Here is an 18,003-nt window from a genome sequence, read left to right on the forward strand (position 1 = left end):
GGCTCCTACTCGGCCGCCTCGGCCTGGTCGAACCCCGGCTCGCAGTCGGTGATCGGCATGTCGCGCAGGTAGAGCCTGCGGCCACCGCCCTGGCCGAGGTCGCGTGCGGCCTTGTGTCCGCTGTGGATGGCATGCGCGATCGCGCCGGGCGCCAGCGCGTCGCCGATCGTGGCGATGCTGCGGATGCCGGCGGCCTCGAGATCGCCGTGCCGCGCCGCAATCGCCTCGGCAAGTTCGGTGCGGGGCAGGCGCAGGCCGACGATCAGCACCGAGCGGCAGGGCAGCGTCGTCTCCTCGCCGGTGAACAGATGGGCGAGGGTCGCGCTTTCGCCGTCGAAGGCCTTCAGCGTCTGCAACGTCGTCACCGGCACCTTGCGGCGCGCCAGTGCCCGGTGCACCAGCGGCAGCTCGTTGGTCATGATCGTCCAGGCCGAAGCCTGGCCGGCCGGGGTGACATAGGCGACGTCGATCCCGTTCGCGGCGAGGTGCTCGGTCAGCGCCCCGCCATGATAGTAGTTGTCGAAGTCGAAGACGAGCGTGGGCCCCTTTGGCAGTCGGCCGGCCGCGATGTGGTCGGGCGTGAGAACCTCCGGGTGATCGAGCTGGCCGACGGGGATCTCCATCGAGGAGTAGAGCATTCGCGTCCAGCGGGCGCCGGTCGCAAGGATCACGTGGTCGGGCGCAAGGTCGATGATCTCGTCGACCCCGAGCGGGCTTTCAAGATACATCGATACGTTGCTCATCTCGTTGAGACGGCCGAGGCGATAGTCGACGACGCGGTTCCAGGCGGCAAGGCCGGGCAGCGTCTTCTCGAAGGCGAGGCGTCCGCCCCAGCTCGTTCCGGCATCGGCGACCGTCACCTCGTGGCCCTGGCGGGCGGTGGTCAGCGCGCATTCCAGGCCGGCGGGGCCGCCGCCGATGATCAGTACCTTCTCGCGCCTGCGCGCCGGCTCGACGCGCTCGGGATGCCAGCCGCGCCGCCATTCCTCGCCCGCCGTCGGGTTCTGCGTGCAGCGCACCGGTACGCCGTCGTGCCAGCTCGAGATGCAGATGTTGCAGCCGATGCACTCGCGGATTTCCTCAGACCGGCCCTCCTTGATCTTGTTCGGCAGGAAGGGGTCGGCGATCGACGGGCGCGCGCCGCCGATGAAGTCGAGCACGCCGCGGCGGATCTGCGCGACCATGGTGTCGGGCGAGGTGAAGCGGCCGACGCCGACGACCGGCTTGTCGGTCATCGTCTTGACGAAGTCGATCACCGGCTCGTGGCTGCCCTCGCCGGTGAAGCGCGAGGCGGAACAGTCGGTCGGGCTCGAGTCCATCTTCACGTCGAAGAGGTCGGCATGGTCGGAAAGCAGTGCGATCAGCGCGTGCGCTTCGGACTCGTGGTGCGCTCCGGGGCGGCCGCGCAGTTCTTCCAGGCTGACGCGCAGCGCCACGCCACAGTCCTTGCCGACGGCGTCGCGCGTGACCTCCAGCAATTCCCGGACGAAGCGGACGCGGTTCTCAATCGGTCCGCCGTATTCGTCGGCGCGGTGGTTGTATTCCGGCAGCAGGAACTCGTAGCCGAGATAGCCCATGCCAGCATAGACATAGACGATATCGAAGCCGGCGGTGCGCGCCTTGCGCGCCCCTTCGGCCTGCCAGCGCAGGACGTCCTTGATGTCGGACCTGTCCATGCTCTTGGGGCGGAGATTGCCCATGAAGCCGACATGCGTGGCCATCCACGGTATGCCCGAGGGCGACAGCGGCGGCAGCCGGCTCGCGCGGTTCATCACCGAGGCACCGCCGTGCCAGAGTTCCACGCCGGCCAGCGCGCCGTGGCGGTGAACGGCCTCGGTCATCATGGCATGGGCGCGGATGTCGTTCCTGTCCCACATCGTGGCGAAGGGAAGCGGGGCGTCGTCGGAGGTCTGGTCGGTGGAGCAGGCGCCGGTGCAGATCACCCCCCAGCCGCCCTCGGCCTTGGTTTCACGGAAGGCCGCGCGCACCCGCGGCAGGGCATTGGTCATGCCGCTTGCGTGCGGCACCTGGTAGAAGCGGTTGGGTGCCGTGACCGGGCCGATCCGCACAGGTTCGAACAGCACATCATAACGGGAATCCCGCATCATGCTCGTATCCTCGTTCCCCGCCCGCCTTTTGTACGGCGGGTCATTGGTCATCAGCATAGGCACGGAACTCCCGTTCGCGCAACAGAAATTATAAGATCGTATAACAAGTCTTGAAATCTATTTTAATTCATGTATTTAAGGTGATGGTAGGGGTTGAAGGACGGAGGCGCTGGCAGGATTCTTCGATCCTTGGCGCTGCAGATGGCGAAGGGACTGCGCGAACCGAATGGCAAGATGAGGCTGCTGAGTTGACCAAGGTGCAGAACACGAAGGGCAGGGCGCGTTTCCGCCGCGAGACTCCCGAAGACCGCCGCCGGCAACTCGGCGAAGCGGCATTGCGCTGCATCGTCAAGCACGGCAATGCTGGCGTATCCGTACGGCAGATTGCGGCCGAGGCCGGTGTCACCCAGGGCCTGATCACCCACCATTTCGGCGAGATCAATGAGCTCGTCGCCTATGCCTTCGACATCATGTCGGCTGACTTGCTGAAGGCGACGGTGAAGGCGGTCGACGCGGCCGAGCCGACGCCGCAAAGTCGTCTCGACGCCTTCATCGAGGCGTCGTTTTCACCTGTCCTGTTCGATCGCGGCGTGTTGGGCGTCTGGGTCGTGTTCTGGGGACTGATCTTGCATTCGCCGCGCATGAGCGCCTCGCAGCAGGGCGAGTATTCCGACTATGTCTGTACCGTCGAGCAGCTGATCGACGAACTGGCCACCGACGAGGGTTTTGCCATCGGCGATCTGAGGCTGACGGCGATCGCCTTCACCGCGCTTCTCGACGGACTCTGGCTGGCGTGGTGCTTGAACCCTGCGGCCTTCAAGCCCGAGCAGGGGGTGCAGCTGTGCCGGAACTGGGTGGAGGGGCTGCGCCGCGGCGCCTATGCCTGAGGCGCAGACCGCGAACCGCTAGGCCCGCTTTATCACCTTGATCAGCATCAGCAGCACAACGGCACCGATCGTTGCATGGATGATCGCCCAGATGACGCCCCCGCCGATCCCGATGCCGATTGCCGGCAGCAGAAATCCGGCGATGAATGCTCCGACGATCCCGACGACGATGTTGCCGATGAGGCCGAAGCCGTAGCCTGAAACGATGAGGCCGGCCAGCCAGCCGGCGATTGCGCCGACGATGAGAAAGACGATGATGCTCTCGATGCCCATGGACACGCCTCCCGTGTGCGGGGTTGATCAACAATTGCTAGCATTGATTGAAGGCGGAGAGATTACAAGGCCTTGTGTTTCGCGGCCCCGCCGGCGCCTCCCTGTTTCGCGCGCGGTCCTTGCGCTTGCGATCGTCCCGGAAGGCGTGCCATGAGTGTTGCTGAAGGGGCCAAGCGCGATCGCCGGCGGCCTTTTTTCCGGAATGCGGGCGGAGGCGCTTCAATGCAGTACGGTGTGATCCTATGACCAAGACGGATATTGCGCGGCGCGTGTACGACAATGCCTGGAAGCTCGATCCGATCGTGCGCAGCCTGCTCGACACCGATTTCTACAAGCTTTTGATGCTGCAGATGATCTGGAGGCTCTATCCGGACGTCGATGCCACCTTCTCGCTGATCAACCGGACCAGGACGGTGCGGCTTGCCGAGGAGATCGACGAGCAGGAGCTGCGCGACCAACTCGACTACGCCCGCACCCTGCGCTTCACCAAGAAGGAGATGATCTGGCTGGCCGGCAACAGCTTCTACGGCAAGAAGCAGATCTTTTCGCCCGACTTCCTGGCCTGGCTCGCCGAGTTCCAGCTTCCCGAATACCGCCTGGAGCGTCGCGAGGGGCAGTACGAACTGACCTTTGCCGGGCGCTGGACCCACACGACCATGTGGGAGATCCCGGCGCTGGCGATCGTCAACGAGCTGCGTTCGCGCTCGGCCATGCGCGGCATGGGGCAGTTTGCGCTCGACGTGCTCTATGCGCGGGCGAAAGCGAAGATGTGGGCCAAGGTCGAGCAGCTGCGGCAGCACCCGAACCTGCGCATTTCCGACTTCGGCACGCGTCGGCGCCACTCCCACCTGTGGCAACGCTGGTGCGTCGAGGCTCTGAAGGAGGGGATCGGCGCCTCCTTCACCGGCACGAGCAACGTGCTCTTGGCGATGGATACGGACCTCGAGGCGGTCGGGACCAATGCCCACGAACTGCCGATGGTGGCCGCCGCCCTGGCCGACACCGACGCGGAACTGGCGGCCGCCCCCTACAAGGTGTTGCAGGACTGGAACCGCCTCTATGGCGGCAACCTGCTGATCGTCCTGCCGGACGCCTTCGGCACCGCCGCGTTTCTGCGGGACGCGCCGGACTGGGTGGCCGACTGGACCGGTTTTCGCCCCGACAGCGCGCCGCCGATCGAGGGCGGCGAAAAGATCATCGACTGGTGGAAGCAACTGGGGCGGGACCCCGAGGAGAAGTTGCTGATCTTCTCCGACGGCCTCGACGTCGACACCATCATCAGGACCTATGAGCACTTCAAGGGTCGTGTGCGCATGAGCTTTGGCTGGGGCACCAACCTGACCAACGATTTCGTCGGCTGCGCGCCGCAGCCCTTTCGCGGGCTGGATCCGATCTCGGTCGTGTGCAAGGTCAGCGACGCCAACGGCCGTCCTGCGGTCAAGCTCTCCGACAACCCGCAAAAGGCAACCGGCGATCCGGCCACGGTGCAGCGCTATCTGAAGTTCTTCGGGACCGAGGATTTCGTCGAACAGGCGGTGCGGGTGTAGGACAGATCCCCTACACGATCCCGCCGCCGCCGCTGGCGACGGCCGGGCGGTCCGCCGCGACCTTCGCCCTGTAGCCGGCGGCCCGGTAGGTTGCCACCGGGTCGATTGCCCCGCCGTGCTCGAGCCGCGCCATCGCCAGGATCGGCTCGACGTCGGTGCGGAAGGCGGCCTTCAGCGTTTCCGACGCCATCAGCGCGTCGTTGTCCTGCTGGTAGCCGGCAAGTGCCGACCGGTCGACGATCAGCCCCTGTGCATAGGCGCGGCAAACTTCCGTGGCGCTGCGCATCAGGCTCTCGATCGGGTCGGTCACGTTGTGGCTCTGGTCGAGCATGTGCGCCGGCGCGAACCCCTCGGCCTTGCGCTCCTCGGCGTTCACCAGTTCGTTGAACACGAGGAAAAGGCGATAGGGATCGATCGAACCGGTGTCGAGGTCGTCGTCGCCGTACTTTGAGTCGTTGAAGTGGAAGCCGCCGAGCTTGCCGAACTGGATCAGCCGGGCGACGATCATTTCGATGTTGACGTTTGGCGCATGGTGTCCGAGGTCGACGAGGCAGTAGGCCTTGTCGCCCAGTTCCTTGGCGATCAGGCAGTTGGTGCCCCAGTCCTGAACGACGGTCGAATAGAAGGCCGGCTCGTACATCTTGTGCTCGGTGAAGATGCGCCAGTCGTCCGGCAGGTGCCTGTAGATCGCCGTCATCGCCTCGAGATAGCGCTCGAAGCTCTTCGTGAAGTCAGCCTGGCCTGGAAAATTGGTGCCGTCGCCGATCCACACCGTCAGCGCCTTGGAGCCGAGCTTCTGGCCGATCTCGATGCACTCGATGTTGTGCTCGACCGCTTGCTGACGCGTGGCGGCATTGGCATGGGAGAGCGAACCGAACTTGTAGGAGTGCCGCTGGCCGGGTGCGTCGGAGAAGGTATTGGAGTTCATCGCATCGAAGCCCAGGCCTAGCGCATCGCCCCTTTCCTTCAGCGCCCCGATGTCGGCGACCCTGTCCCAGGGAATGTGCAGCGAAACGGTGGGCGTGGCGCGCGTCAACTCGTGGATGACGGCGCAGTCCTCCAGCTTGTCGAAGATGTGGCGCGGCTCGCCGGGTCCCGGGAAGCGGGCAAAGCGCGTGCCGCCCGTGCCGACCCCCCAGGAGGGAACCGCGACGGCGTAGGCGGCGACCTTTTTCTTGACGGCGTCGATGTCCACACCGCGACGGGCAAGTTGCGCGCCGAGATGGGCATAGTCGTTGTTCAGATCGGCTGTGCGCCTGGCGTTCTCGGCCGCAACGACATCCTTCGAGATCATGCTCATGTGCGGGGCCCTCCCGAAACCCTGTGCTTCCCATCCGGCCTATCGGGTGAAGGACTGGGCGTTACCGGCGTCGACGTTGATGATGTTGCCGGTTGACTTGGCCGACATGTCGGAGGCGAGGAAGTAGACCGCCTCGGCGATGTCTTCGGGAAAGACGCTGCGCTTCAGCATCGAGCGCTCTCGGTAGTGGGCCTCCAGGTCGTCGGTCTTGTAGGTGGCCGCCCGTTGTTCCTTCCATTCGCCGGTCCAGATCTTCGAGCCGCGCAGGACCGCGTCCGGATTGACGACGTTGACGCGGATCTGCTCGGACGCGCCCTCGAGCGCCAGGCAGCGGGCGAGGTGGATTTCGGCCGCCTTGGCGGTGCAGTAGGCGGCAGCGCCCGGCGAGGCGGCAAGCCCGTTCTTGGAGGCGACGAAGACGACGTTGCCGCCGCACTTCTGTCGCCGGAAGATCCTGAAAGCCTCGCGCGAGACAAGGAAATAGCCGGTCGCCAGGATGTCGATGTTCTTGGTCCAGAGCGAGAGCGTCGTTTCCTCGATCGGAGCGGAGGAGGCGAGCCCGGCATTGGAGACGAGAATGTCCAGCCCGCCGAATTCGACCAGCGTGTCGGCGAAGCTCCGTTCCACCAGCGCCTCGTCGGTAACGTTCATGGTCACGGCGCGCACGACGTCCCTGCCGTGGCGGCCGGCGAGTTCGGTCTGGGCCGAGGTCAGTGCCGCCTCGTCGATGTCGGCGAGCACCACGCAGGCGCCCTCGGTCATCAGCCGGTCGGCGGTCGCCTTGCCGATGCCGCCGGCACCACCCGTGACCAGCGCGATGCGGCCGGCGAGGCTCTTCGGTTTCGGCATGCGTTGCAGCTTGGCCTCCTCCAGAAGCCAGTATTCGATGTCGAACGCCTCCTTTTCCGGCAGGCCGACATAGGTCGAGACGCCGGACGCGCCGCGCATGACGTTGATGGCGTTGACGTAGAACTCAGCCGATATGCGCGCCGTCGGCTTGTCCCTGGCAAAGGTGATCATGCCGACGCCGGGGACCAGGTAGACGACGGCGTTCGGATCGCGCATGGCCGGGCTGTCGGCGCGCTTGCAGCGGTCGTAGTAGCCGGCATAGTCCGCGCGGTAGGCGTCAATCGCCGCGGCAAGGCCGGCGAGCGTCTTGTCCAAGTCCGGGCTTGCGGGATCGAAGTCGATCACCAGTGGTCGGATCTTTGTGCGCAGGAAGTGGTCCGGGCAACTGGTGCCAAGGGCGGCCAAAGGTTCAAGATCCTTCGAGGTCACGAAATCGAGCACGGCCTGGCTGTCGTCGAAGTGGCCGACCTTGCTCTCCTCGCCGCTGATCAGCCCGCGGATCATCGGCATCAGCTTCTGTGCGACCGTGCGCCGTTCGTCGCCCGACAGCATGGGACTGACCGCGCCGCCGAAGGCGGGGGCGGCGTTGTTTTCCTCGAACCAGGCGATCGCCTTGTTGATGATCTCGATGGTGGTCTGGTAGCACTCCTTGGCCGTGTCGGCCCAGGTGAACAGGCCGTGGCTTTCGAGCACGACGCCGCGCGCCGTCGGGTTTTCCTTGCAGAACTTTTCCAGCCACAGGCCGAGTTCGTAGCCCGGGCGCTTCCATGGCAGCCAGCCAATATCCCCGCCGAAGATCGTTTTCGTCAGTTCTCGGCTGTTGCTGGAGGCCGCGATCGCAATGATCGCGTCTGGGTGCATGTGGTCGACATGCTTTTTCGGGACGTAGGCGTGCAGCGGCGTGTCGATCGACGCGGCCCGCGGGTTGAGGTTGAAGGTGCAGTGGGGAAGGTAGCCCACCATCTCGTCCTCGTGCTCGACGCCGCGATAGAGGCCCTTCAGCGCCTCGAGCTTGTCCATGTAGAGCGTGGCGAAGCCGTCCATCTTGATCGTGCCGACATCGCCGCCCGAGCCCTTGACCCACAACACGTCCACCGCGCTGCCGCCGAGCGGGTCGGTCTCCGTCACTTTGGCCGAGGTGTTGCCGCCGCCGAAATTGGTGATCCGCTTGTCGGAGCCGAGCAGGTTCGAGCGGTAGAGCAGTCGCTCGGGTTCGCTCATCGAGGCCGCCTTTGTCTCGTCCCAGAGATTGGCAAGGCGCGACCCTTGTTGCTGGTCCAGCATCGGCATGTCCTCCCGGGCGTTCACGGGCGGCCTGTGCGGCCGCCTGTCGAGTTCAGGGAGTCAAATCTCACGGATGCGCCGCCGATGTCAATCAGAAACGATCATAATCGGTCATATTGCACCGCACAATGGAAAAAGTTGATCAATTATGATTGACATTGCGCGATCATGATGGAAGCATGCGAAGACGTTGGAGGGGCCATGCACGAAAAGGAAAGACACCGGATCATCCTGTCGGCCATCCAGGAGAAGCCCGTCGTCACGGTGCTGGAGCTGGTGGATCTGACGGACAGCTCCGAAGCGACGATCCGGCGGGACATTGCGGCGCTGCACGTGCAGAAGCGGCTGCGCCGGGTGCGCGGCGGCGCCGAGGCGATCAATCCGCCGCAGTTCGTGGGCCTTGCCGGCCGTCCCTTCCGTGTCAACGAGACGTTGAATACCAGGCAGAAGCAGGCGATCGCCAAGGAGGCTGTCGCGCTCTGCCAGGACGGCGAGCCGATCATCATCAACGGCGGCACGACCACCTTTCAGATGGTGCACTTCCTGGCCAACCGCCGCATGCAGGTATTCACCAATTCGTTTCCGATCGCCGAGCATCTGCTGAAGCACTCCAAGAATACGGTGATGCTGTCGGGCGGCACGATCTATCGCGAGCAGAACATCATCCTCAGTCCGTTCGACAACGACGTGACCCGCAATTTCTATGCGCGGCGGATGTTCATGGGCGCCCAGGGCCTCGGCCCGCTGGGCCTGATGGAGGCCGATCCGCTGCTGATCCAGGCCGAGCAGAAGCTGATCGACCAGGCCGATGACCTGGTCGTGCTGGCCGATTCCTCGAAGTTCAGGAAGCGCTCCAGCCTCATCCTGTGCGGTCTGAAGCGCATCGCAACGGTGATCACGGACCCGGGCATCGAGGACCGGGAGGCCGCGATGCTGGAGAATGCCGGCGTCAACCTGATCGTCGCGGACGTTCGGGCTGCGGCTCCGGCGGAGAATGCTCCTTCGCCGGCATAGCGCCGACGGGGAGGGGAACGCACCAGTCAGGGAGGACTTGGACATGAAGATGTGGAAGGCATTGCTCGTGGCGGCGGCCGTATCGACGGCGCTCGTCGTAAACGCCGCCAATGCGGCGGACAAGAAAATCGCCCTTGTCGTCAAGGCGCTCGGCATCGGCTTCTTCGAGGCGGCCAACAAGGGCGCCCAAGAAGCGGCAAAGGAACTGGGCGACGTCGAGGTGATCTACACCGGACCGACGACGACGACAGCCGAGGCGCAGATCGAGGTGATCAACTCGCTGATCGCCCAGAAGGTCGACGCCATCGCCGTCTCGGCCAACGACACCGACGCCCTGGTGCCGGCGCTGAAGAAGGCGATGGACCGCGGCATCAAGGTGATCTCCTGGGATTCCGGCGTGGCGCCGGAAGGGCGCCTGATGCACCTGAACCCGTCGTCCAATGCGCTGATCGGCAATATGTGCGTGAAGATGGCCGCAGACAGCCTGCCCGACGGCAAGGGCGACGTGGCGATCCTGTCGGCCACGGCCACCGCCACGAACCAGAACACCTGGATCGAGGAGATGAAGAAGGTGCTGCCGGACTATGCCGGCGTCAACATCGTCACCACCGTCTACGGCGACGACCTGGCCGACAAGTCCTACCGCGAGACCCAGGGCCTGATCCAGTCCTACCCCGACCTGAAGGCGATCATCGCGCCGACCTCGGTCGGCATCGTCGCCGCCGCGCAGGCCGTCACCGACGCGGGCAAGGCGGGGCAGATCAATGTGACCGGCCTCGGTCTTCCCTCGGAGATGGCGGGCCACGTGAAGTCCGGCGCCTCCAAGTCCTTCGCGATCTGGAACCCGATCGACCTTGGTTATTCGGCGACGATGATCGCCTATGACCTGATCGGCGGCGCCGAGGCCAAGCCGGGTGCCGAACTGAACATGGGCCGCATGGGCAAGGTCAAGCTCGACGACAACAACGAGGGGGCGATGGCCGATCCGTTCGTCTACGACGCCTCGAATGTCGAGGAATTTGCCAAGATCTTCTGATCCGGGACGGGCCCGGCGCGTCGCCGGGCCCACCGACCCGAACGGAACACCTCGCTCGCGGCCGGTCTTCTCGCCTGTGGCGGCGGAGGGAGGCCGAGGCGGGCAAGGGCAGCCCCGCAGGCTCCTCGGGACGTTACGGTGTTCCGGATTGCCTGGCACGTCATCCAACCCGGCGGACGAACACTTGTTGCAGGACACCACCACATCGCGGATGAGGCCGGCGATCGCGCTGGAGGGGATCTCGAAGTCGTTCCCCGGCGTGCGCGCGCTGTCGGGCGTTTCGCTGTCGCTCTATCCCGGGTCGGTGACGGCGCTGGTCGGCGAGAACGGCGCGGGCAAGTCAACCCTCGTCAAGATCCTCACCGGCATCTACCAGCCGGATGCCGGCACGATCCATGTCGACGGCGAAGTGGCGCATTTCCCCACCGCCAGTGCCGCCGCCAGGGCCGGTGTCACGGCGATCCACCAGGAGACCGTCCTGTTCGACGAGCTCTCCGTCGCCGAGAACATCTTTCTCGGCCATCCGCCGCGCACGCGGCTCGGTCTCATCGACTGGGCGAAGCTGAACGCCAACGCCCGGAAACTGCTCGAGCGCGTCGGCGCCGATCTCGATCCGACGCTCCGCCTGCGCGATCTCGGCATCGCCAGCAAGCATCTCGTTGCCATCGCCCGCGCGCTGTCGATCGACGCCCGCGTCGTGATCATGGACGAGCCGACCGCGGCCCTCTCCCACAAGGAGATCCACGAGCTCTACGCGCTGATCGACCGGCTGAAGGCCGACGGCAAGGCGATCCTCTTCATCAGCCACAAGTTCGACGAGATCTTTCGCATCGCCGACCGCTACACCGTGTTTCGCGACGGCGGCATGGTCGGCGAGGGGCTGATCGCCGAGACGAGCCAGGACGATCTTGTGCGCCTGATGGTCGGCCGCGACGTCGGCCAGGTCTTTCCCAAGCAGGCGGTGGAGATCGGCGGGCCGGTGCTGACGGTTTCCGGCTACCGCCACCCGACCGAGTTTGAGGACATTAATTTCGAACTGCGCCGCGGCGAGATCCTCGGCTTCTACGGCCTGGTGGGGGCTGGCCGCTCCGAGTTCATGCAGTCGCTGATCGGCATCACCCGGCCGTCGGCCGGCGCGATCCGTCTGGATGGCGAGGTGCTGGTGATCCGCTCGCCGGCGGAGGCGATCGCGGCCGGCATCGTCTACGTGCCGGAGGAACGCGGCCGGCAAGGCGCGATCATCGGCCTGCCGATCTTCCAGAACGTCACGCTGCCGTCGCTCGCCCGCACCTCCCGCTCCGGCTTCCTGCGGCTGGCGGAGGAGTTCAGGCTGGCGCGTGAATACACCGGACGGCTCGACCTGCGCGCCGCCGCGCTTGACCAGGACGTCGGCACGCTGTCGGGCGGCAACCAGCAGAAGGTCGTGATCGCCAAGTGGCTGGCGACGAAGCCGAAGGTGATCATCCTCGACGAACCGACCAAGGGCATCGACATCGGCTCCAAGGCCGCCGTTCACGCCTTCATGAGCGAACTGGCGGCAGAGGGCCTCAGCGTCATCATGGTCTCGTCCGAGATTCCCGAGATCATGGGCATGTCGGATCGCGTCATCGTCATGCGCGAGGGCCGCATCGCCGGTCGGTTCGACCGCGCGGAACTGACGGCGGAAAAGCTCGTCCGCGCCGCGGCCGGCATATCGGAGAGCGGGCTATGAAGACCCTTCTGAAGCACCGAGAGGTCCTGCTGGTGGTGGCGATCCTGACGCTGGTCGGGCTGGTCACGCTGCGCTTTCCCGGCTTCCTCGCGCCGGCCAATCTCGGCCGCGTCTACAACGATACCTCGATCCTGATTATCCTGGCGCTCGGCCAGATGGCGGTGATCCTGACCCGATGCATCGACCTGTCGATGGCGGCAAACCTGGCGCTCTGCGGCATGGTCGCGGGCCTGATCAACCTCGCCCACCCGGGTCTGCCGATTCCGCTGGTGATCCTTGCCGCCATGGCGCTCGGCGCCGCCCTTGGCTCGATCAACGGCCTGCTTGTCTGGAAACTCTCCATCCCGCCGATCGTCGTCACGCTCGGCACGCTGACGATCTTCCGCGGCACGATCTTCCTGCTGACCGGCGGCCAGTGGATCAACGCCCATCAGATGAGCGGAAGCTTCAAGGGCCTGCCGCGCACCGACGTTCTCGCCGTGCCGGCGCTCTCCTGGTTCTCCCTTGTCATCATCGCCGTCATGGCCGTGGTCATGACGCGCACGGCCCTCGGCCGCGCCTTCTATGCGGTCGGCGGCAATCCGCATGCGGCGGTCTATACCGGTATCGACGTCGGCCGGACGCGCTTCTTCGCCTACTGCCTGTCGGGCATGCTCGCGGGCCTGGCCGGCTATCTCTGGGTGTCGCGCTATGCGGTCGCCTATGTCGACATCGCGCTCGGGTTCGAGCTCGACATCATCGCCGCCTGCGTCATCGGCGGCATCTCGATCGCCGGCGGCATCGGCTCGGTGCCCGGTGCCGTCCTCGGCGCGCTGTTTCTCGGCATCATCAAGAATGCGCTGCCGGTCATCAACATCTCGCCGTTCGCCCAGATGGCGATCTCGGGCGTGGTCATCATTGTCGCCGTCGCCGTCAACGCCCGTGCCGAGCGGCGCAAGGGCCGGGTGATCCTCAAGCAGGCGGAGGCGCATTGATGGCAGAGACGAGCACCCAAGGTCGCCACATCCCCGACCGGCTGCAGGGCCGCGGAACCCGCCTATTGAAAAGCTGGGAGAGCCTGCTGATCGCCGTCGCGATCCTTATCTTTGTCGCCAACTCGCTGGCCTCCCCCTATTTCCTCGATCCGTGGAACCTGTCGGACGCAACCTTCAACTTCACCGAGAAGGCGATGATCGCCTTCGCCATGGCGCTCGTCATCATCAGCGGCGAGATCGACCTCTCGGTCGCCGCGATCGTCGCGCTGGCCTCGACGGCCATGGGCTATGCGGCGGCCCTCGGCTTCGGCACGCCGGCGCTTGTCGCCGTCGGGCTCGCGACCGGACTTGCCTGCGGCGCCGTCAACGGCCTGCTCGTCACCCGCCTCGGGCTGCCATCGATCGTCGTGACGATCGGCACGATGAGCCTGTTCCGCGGCATCGCCTTCGTCGTCCTCGGTGACCAGGCCTTCACCGCCTACCCGGCAAGCTTCTCCTTCTTCGGGCAGGGCTATGTGTGGTGGGTCTTTTCCTTCGAGTTCTGCCTGTTTGTCGGCTTTGCAATCGTCTATGCGGTGTTGCTGCACAAGACCAACTTCGGCCGCGCCGTCTATGCCATCGGCAACAACCAGACGGCGGCGCTGTTTTCCGGTGTGCGGGTGGCGCGGGTGAAGTTCATCCTGTTCCTGCTGACCGGGCTGATGGCGGCGATCGCCTCGATCTGCCTGACGTCTCGGCTCGGTTCGACCCGCCCCTCGATCGCGCTCGGCTGGGAACTGGAGGTGGTGACGATGGTGGTGCTCGGCGGCGTCAGCATCCTCGGCGGCTCCGGCACGATCGGCGGGGTGGTGCTGGCGGCATTGATCATGGGCATGGTGACCTTTGGTTTCGGATTGCTGAACGTGCCCGGCATCGTCATGTCGATCTTCATCGGCCTTCTGCTGATTTCGGTGATTGCGCTGCCGATCCTCTATTCGCGGGCCAGGCGCCGCATGCTGCGCTGAGGGACAGAATGGAAAAATATGCCTTCCGCATGCGCCTCAATCCCGGCATGGCCGACGAGTACAAGGCGCGCCACGACGCGATCTGGCCGGAACTGTCCGCCCTGCTGAAGCAAGCGGGCGTCTCGGATTACTCGATCCACCTGGACGAGGAGACGAACCTTCTGTTCGGCGTGCTCTGGCGGCTTGACGACCACGGCATGGACCGGTTGCCGGACCATCCGGTGATGCGGCGCTGGTGGGCGCACATGGCCGACATCATGGAGACGAAGCCGGACAACGAACCGGTCGCCGTCCCGTTGCGCACCGTCTTCCACATGGAGTGAAACGGACGCCATGACCCGGACGATCGCCGTCATCGACATCGGCAAGACGAACGCCAAGGTCGTGCTCGTCGATGGCGAAAGCTTCAGCGAGGTTGCCGCCCGGACGATGCCGAACGGCGTGGTCGGTGGCGCCCCCTATCCACATGTCGACACCGAGCGGCTCTGGTCGTTCATTCTCGACAGCCTCAAGGCCCTGCATGCGGAACGGCCGATCGACCGCATATCGGTGACGACGCACGGAGCGACCGCCGCGCTCATGGGCGCCGATGGCCGGCTGGCGCTGCCTGTGCTCGACTACGAGTTCGCAGGCCCGCAGGAACTGCACGCCGAATACGAGGCGATCCGCCCCGCCTTTGCCGAGACCGGAACACCAAGCCTGCCGGCCGGATTGAACGCCGGCCTGCAGGTCTTCTGGCAGGCGCGCCGTTTCCCCGCGGCCTTCGCCCGGGTCACCGCCATCCTGATGTATCCGCAATACTGGTCGTTCCGGCTGACGGGGGTGCTCTCGGGCGAGGTGACCTCGCTCGGCTGCCATGCCGACCTGTGGGAGCCGGGCGGGCGTCGCTACTCTAGACTGGTCAAGGGGCAGGGCTGGGAGGCGCTGATGCCGCCCCTGCGCAAGGCGTTCGACGTGCTCGGCCCGATCCGCGCCGAGGTCGCGGCCGCCACGGGCCTGCGGGACGGCACCCCGGTCCATTGCGGCATTCACGATTCCAATGCTTCGCTGCTTCCCTACGTGCTGACCATGCCCCCGCCCTGTGCCGTCGTCTCGACCGGCACCTGGGTGGTCGCCATGGCCATGGGCGCGCGGCCGAAGGCGCTCGACGAGCGCCGCGATACGCTGGTCAATGTCAACGCGCTCGGCGACCCCGTGCCCTCGGCCCGGTTCATGGGCGGCCGGGCCTTCGCGTTGCTCAAAGGCACCGATGCGCCGGCCGGCGATGCGGCGATCGCCTCAGTCCTCGGGCGGCAGGCAATGCTGTTGCCCTCCGTTCCGAGTGACTCCGGCCCCTATCCCGGCCGAGAGGCGAGTTGGACCGTCGAGCGGGCTGACCTGAGCGAAGCCGAGGCGCAGGTGGTGATCGCCTTTCATCTGGCCCTGATGACGTGCGCCTGCCTGGCGCTGATCGGTGCCGATGGGCCCGTCATCGTCGAAGGGCCATTCGCAGCGAACCGGCCTTATCTTGCGATGCTGGCAGCGTCCACGGGCCGGGATGTACTCGTCGGCGAGAGCGCAACCGGGACCAGTACCGGCGCGGCCTGTCTCGCGGTGGAACAGGTGCCGCAGCCGCGGCTGCGGCAGGTGGAGGCGGTTCTGCCGGAATGCGTGTCCGGCTACATTCGCGACTGGCAACGTCTCGCCGGCGCCTGAGCTGCCAGACGTCGCGTGTCGCAGAACCGTCGAAAGGTCAGAATATCGGGGCTGTCCGGGCGGGGTGCCGACCGTCGATGCCGATCAGCGCGGCAAAGGCGGCAAGGGTCGCGGCAGTCAGAATCATAGCACTCAGCCACAGAACAATCATTGCTCGTTCCCAGAGGACATCATCGTCTCGAATCGTCTTATAGCAGCAGAGTCTTGGTTATGCCTTGCTAATTTTCCGTTGCGCGCCCGCGACCTGGCGAATTCTAGGGATGTCCGTGCCGCGCCGGATGCCGTTGGGCCTTGAAAGAGAGCCGGAAGGCCGCGGTAGCCTTGTTCCGGTGACGTTGGACCACCCAAGCTGGGAATGGTTTATTAACTTTCAGGCAAGGAATTAACCATAAACATGGGCCACGCGTCGGAATGGGAGTCGGACCAATTCCCACACAGGCATGATGCCACCCGCCCGGACCGGTTTCGACCCGGTATCTGCTTCATCGAAATGACCTGTGGGCCGGCGGACGGCAGTGCCCGATTTATCGGCGCAGCGCGGAAGATCGACACCGCGTGACCGTTGCAGCTTCCCCATGGACACATTCACCGGCCAGGACCGGGCAACCGGCCGGCGAGACTGCCGTGCGTATGGGGACGAAGAGTGCAGGAGACGCCAGTAGATCAGGCTCAGACGGCGCAGGCGGCAAGCCTTCGCGATCGCCTGCGATTTGCTGGCCTGGAACCGTCCCAGGGCGAGATCCTGCGCAGCCATCGCCAGATGCTCGAGCGCCATGTCGAAACGGCGCTTCGCGACCTTTTCCAACGCTTCCAGACCTTTCCCGATGCGGCGCGCCATTTCCATAGCGAGCGCGCGGTCGATCGGCTGCATGACCTGCATGCATCGCACTGGAGCGTCCTGACCGACGCCCGTTTCGACGGGCTCTATGCCGAACGGGTGAAGGTGTTGGCCGACGTGGAAAGCCAGATGGGGCTTGATCCGCGCTGGCGCATGTCCGGTTGCGCCATCGTGCTGGAGCATGTCATCGACGGCCTGATCGGCGAGTATTGGCCGAAGCCTCTCCTGTCGGGCACGCGGGACGGGCGCCGGAAGGAGCTTTCGGCACTGCTGGGAGCTTTCGTCCGCACGGCCATGGTCGATGCCGAGATCGGTGTTTCGTTGCGCTTCAACGAGCTCCGCCACAGCCACCACCGCGCGATGGGCGAGCAGCGCCAGGCCGATCACGGCGCGCTCGAGGGCGTCTTCGGGGATGTCATCCGCAGCCTTGCCAATCTCGACTTCACCCACAGGACCGGCGAGCAGATGCCGGACGCCTGGCAGGAACTGGCCGAGACCCTGGACACGGCGCTCGCGGACGCCGAGCGTCACCTCGCCCATGCGCACGCCCGTAGCGGGACGGCCGGCGATATGGCCGAGGCCCTGTCCGGGCGCACCGGCCAGCTCGCCGAGCGTGCCGCGTCCCGGTCGGCGGAGCTGGCGGACACCGCCGCGGCACTGAACGGGCTCGCCAGCCGGATGCGGGGCAATCTCGACCAGACCCGCAAGGCCGAGGCGGCGGTCCAGGCGACCCGGCTATCGGCCGAGAAGAGCGGCCGCATCGTCGGCGAAGCAATGTCGGCTATGGCCGACATCGAGGCGTCGGCCGAAAAGATCGGCCAGATTATCGGCGTCATCGACGAAATCGCCTTCCAGACCAACCTGCTGGCGCTCAATGCCGGGATCGAGGCGGCCCGCGCCGGCGACAGCGGCCGCGGCTTTGCCGTGGTGGCGCAGGAGGTGCGCGCACTGGCGCAGCGCTCGGCCGATGCCGCCCGTGAAATCAAGCAGCTCGTGACCGGGACCAAGGCGCAGGTGGAAGCCGGCGTCGACCGCGTCAACCGCACCCAGGACGCTATCGGTGGGATTGTTCAACAGGTCATGGCGATCAACGAGGCCGTCTCCGCCATCGCGCTGCAGGGCGGCGAGGACGTCGACGGGCTTGATGGCGTGGCTGGCGGCCTTGGCCGGATCGGAACCGAGGCGCGGGCCGACGCCGAGCTTGCCGGTAGCGCTGGCCGGGCCGGCGACGAGCTCAACGCCGTCATCCTCGAAATCGGCGAGACGATCCGGCGGTTCCACGTCCGGCAGCGCAAGAACGCGCCCGGCGACCCGGCCGAGGCGCCACCGGCTATGCGTGCCCCGACGGCCCCGACGGCCGTGCGCACTCTTGGCTACGGAGGCTGAACATGAGCCGGCATGGACCTCGCCACCATTTTCAGACGGAATGGCACCAGCGCCACGTTGGGCCGCTTCCGCGCGTATCCACTCCGACATTCAACAC

At 65.7% G+C, this 18,003-nt stretch carries 14 protein-coding genes; 10 read left to right on the forward strand and 4 right to left on the reverse strand.

Translation table 11 applies throughout. From position 1 onward, the window contains the following. Positions 1 to 5: 5 nt before the first annotated feature. Positions 6 to 2,108 (reverse strand): oxidoreductase, encoded by a 2,103-nt coding sequence (locus tag ACXAGF_RS02520; RefSeq protein WP_475014290.1) that lies wholly within the window; start codon positions 2,106 to 2,108, stop codon positions 6 to 8. A 257-nt stretch (positions 2,109 to 2,365) separates the two neighbouring features. Here ACXAGF_RS02520 and ACXAGF_RS02525 point away from each other — a divergent pair, with 257 nt between their 5' ends. Then, the gene (locus tag ACXAGF_RS02525; RefSeq protein WP_475019195.1) at positions 2,366 to 2,995 is read left to right on the forward strand and encodes a TetR family transcriptional regulator C-terminal domain-containing protein; all 630 of its coding nucleotides are present in this window, start codon (positions 2,366 to 2,368) and stop codon (positions 2,993 to 2,995) included. A gap of 18 nt (positions 2,996 to 3,013) precedes the next feature. Here the strand turns inward: ACXAGF_RS02525 and ACXAGF_RS02530 are convergent, their stop codons facing one another. Beyond that, positions 3,014 to 3,268, reverse strand: a complete 255-nt coding sequence (locus ACXAGF_RS02530) for a GlsB/YeaQ/YmgE family stress response membrane protein (RefSeq protein WP_475014291.1) — start codon at positions 3,266 to 3,268, stop codon at positions 3,014 to 3,016. 242 nt (positions 3,269 to 3,510) lie between these two features. Between ACXAGF_RS02530 and pncB the strand changes: the two genes are divergently transcribed. Then, positions 3,511 to 4,815 (forward strand): nicotinate phosphoribosyltransferase, encoded by a 1,305-nt coding sequence (gene pncB, locus ACXAGF_RS02535; RefSeq protein ID WP_475014292.1) that lies wholly within the window; start codon positions 3,511 to 3,513, stop codon positions 4,813 to 4,815. Positions 4,816 to 4,825: 10 nt separating this feature from the next. Here the strand turns inward: pncB and rhaI are convergent, their stop codons facing one another. Together rhaI and ACXAGF_RS02545 are read right to left on the reverse strand one after the other, a co-directional pair. Further along, positions 4,826 to 6,115 carry an L-rhamnose catabolism isomerase gene (rhaI, locus tag ACXAGF_RS02540; protein WP_475014294.1) on the reverse strand — a complete coding sequence of 430 codons (1,290 nt, stop codon included), beginning with the start codon at positions 6,113 to 6,115 and terminating at the stop codon, positions 4,826 to 4,828. 39 nt (positions 6,116 to 6,154) lie between these two features. After that, on the reverse strand, positions 6,155 to 8,248 hold the full coding sequence (locus ACXAGF_RS02545; protein ID WP_475014295.1) for a bifunctional rhamnulose-1-phosphate aldolase/short-chain dehydrogenase: 2,094 nt from the start codon (positions 8,246 to 8,248) through the stop codon (positions 6,155 to 6,157). Positions 8,249 to 8,449: 201 nt separating this feature from the next. Between ACXAGF_RS02545 and ACXAGF_RS02550 the strand changes: the two genes are divergently transcribed. The 8 genes from ACXAGF_RS02550 to ACXAGF_RS02585 all read left to right on the forward strand — a co-directional run bounded on the left by ACXAGF_RS02550 (position 8,450) and on the right by ACXAGF_RS02585 (position 17,906). Further along, positions 8,450 to 9,262: a DeoR/GlpR family DNA-binding transcription regulator gene (locus ACXAGF_RS02550; protein ID WP_475014296.1), complete on the forward strand. Its 813-nt coding sequence runs from the start codon at positions 8,450 to 8,452 to the stop codon at positions 9,260 to 9,262. A gap of 43 nt (positions 9,263 to 9,305) precedes the next feature. Continuing rightward, a complete protein-coding gene (gene rhaS, locus ACXAGF_RS02555; protein WP_475014298.1) occupies positions 9,306 to 10,298 on the forward strand; it encodes a rhamnose ABC transporter substrate-binding protein in 993 nt (330 codons plus the stop codon). A gap of 211 nt (positions 10,299 to 10,509) precedes the next feature. Next, on the forward strand, positions 10,510 to 12,009 hold the full coding sequence (locus tag ACXAGF_RS02560; RefSeq protein WP_475019196.1) for a sugar ABC transporter ATP-binding protein: 1,500 nt from the start codon (positions 10,510 to 10,512) through the stop codon (positions 12,007 to 12,009). Then, positions 12,006 to 12,983 carry an ABC transporter permease gene (locus ACXAGF_RS02565; RefSeq protein ID WP_475014300.1) on the forward strand — a complete coding sequence of 326 codons (978 nt, stop codon included), beginning with the start codon at positions 12,006 to 12,008 and terminating at the stop codon, positions 12,981 to 12,983. Before ACXAGF_RS02560 ends, ACXAGF_RS02565 begins: the two co-directional genes overlap by 4 nt. Then, complete coding sequence (locus ACXAGF_RS02570) at positions 12,983 to 13,987, forward strand: ABC transporter permease (protein WP_475014302.1); 1,005 nt, start codon at positions 12,983 to 12,985, stop codon at positions 13,985 to 13,987. The genes ACXAGF_RS02565 and ACXAGF_RS02570 overlap by 1 nt, the downstream gene beginning before the upstream one ends. Before the next feature lie 8 nt (positions 13,988 to 13,995). Beyond that, on the forward strand, positions 13,996 to 14,310 hold the full coding sequence (gene rhaM, locus ACXAGF_RS02575) for an L-rhamnose mutarotase (RefSeq protein WP_475014303.1): 315 nt from the start codon (positions 13,996 to 13,998) through the stop codon (positions 14,308 to 14,310). A gap of 10 nt (positions 14,311 to 14,320) precedes the next feature. Then, the gene (locus ACXAGF_RS02580; RefSeq protein ID WP_475014304.1) at positions 14,321 to 15,682 is read left to right on the forward strand and encodes an FGGY-family carbohydrate kinase; all 1,362 of its coding nucleotides are present in this window, start codon (positions 14,321 to 14,323) and stop codon (positions 15,680 to 15,682) included. Positions 15,683 to 16,325: 643 nt separating this feature from the next. Then, on the forward strand, positions 16,326 to 17,906 hold the full coding sequence (locus tag ACXAGF_RS02585; RefSeq protein WP_475014306.1) for a globin-coupled sensor protein: 1,581 nt from the start codon (positions 16,326 to 16,328) through the stop codon (positions 17,904 to 17,906). Positions 17,907 to 18,003: the final 97 nt, after the last annotated feature.

Source organism: Mycoplana sp. ABR4_002, from assembly GCF_056159645.1.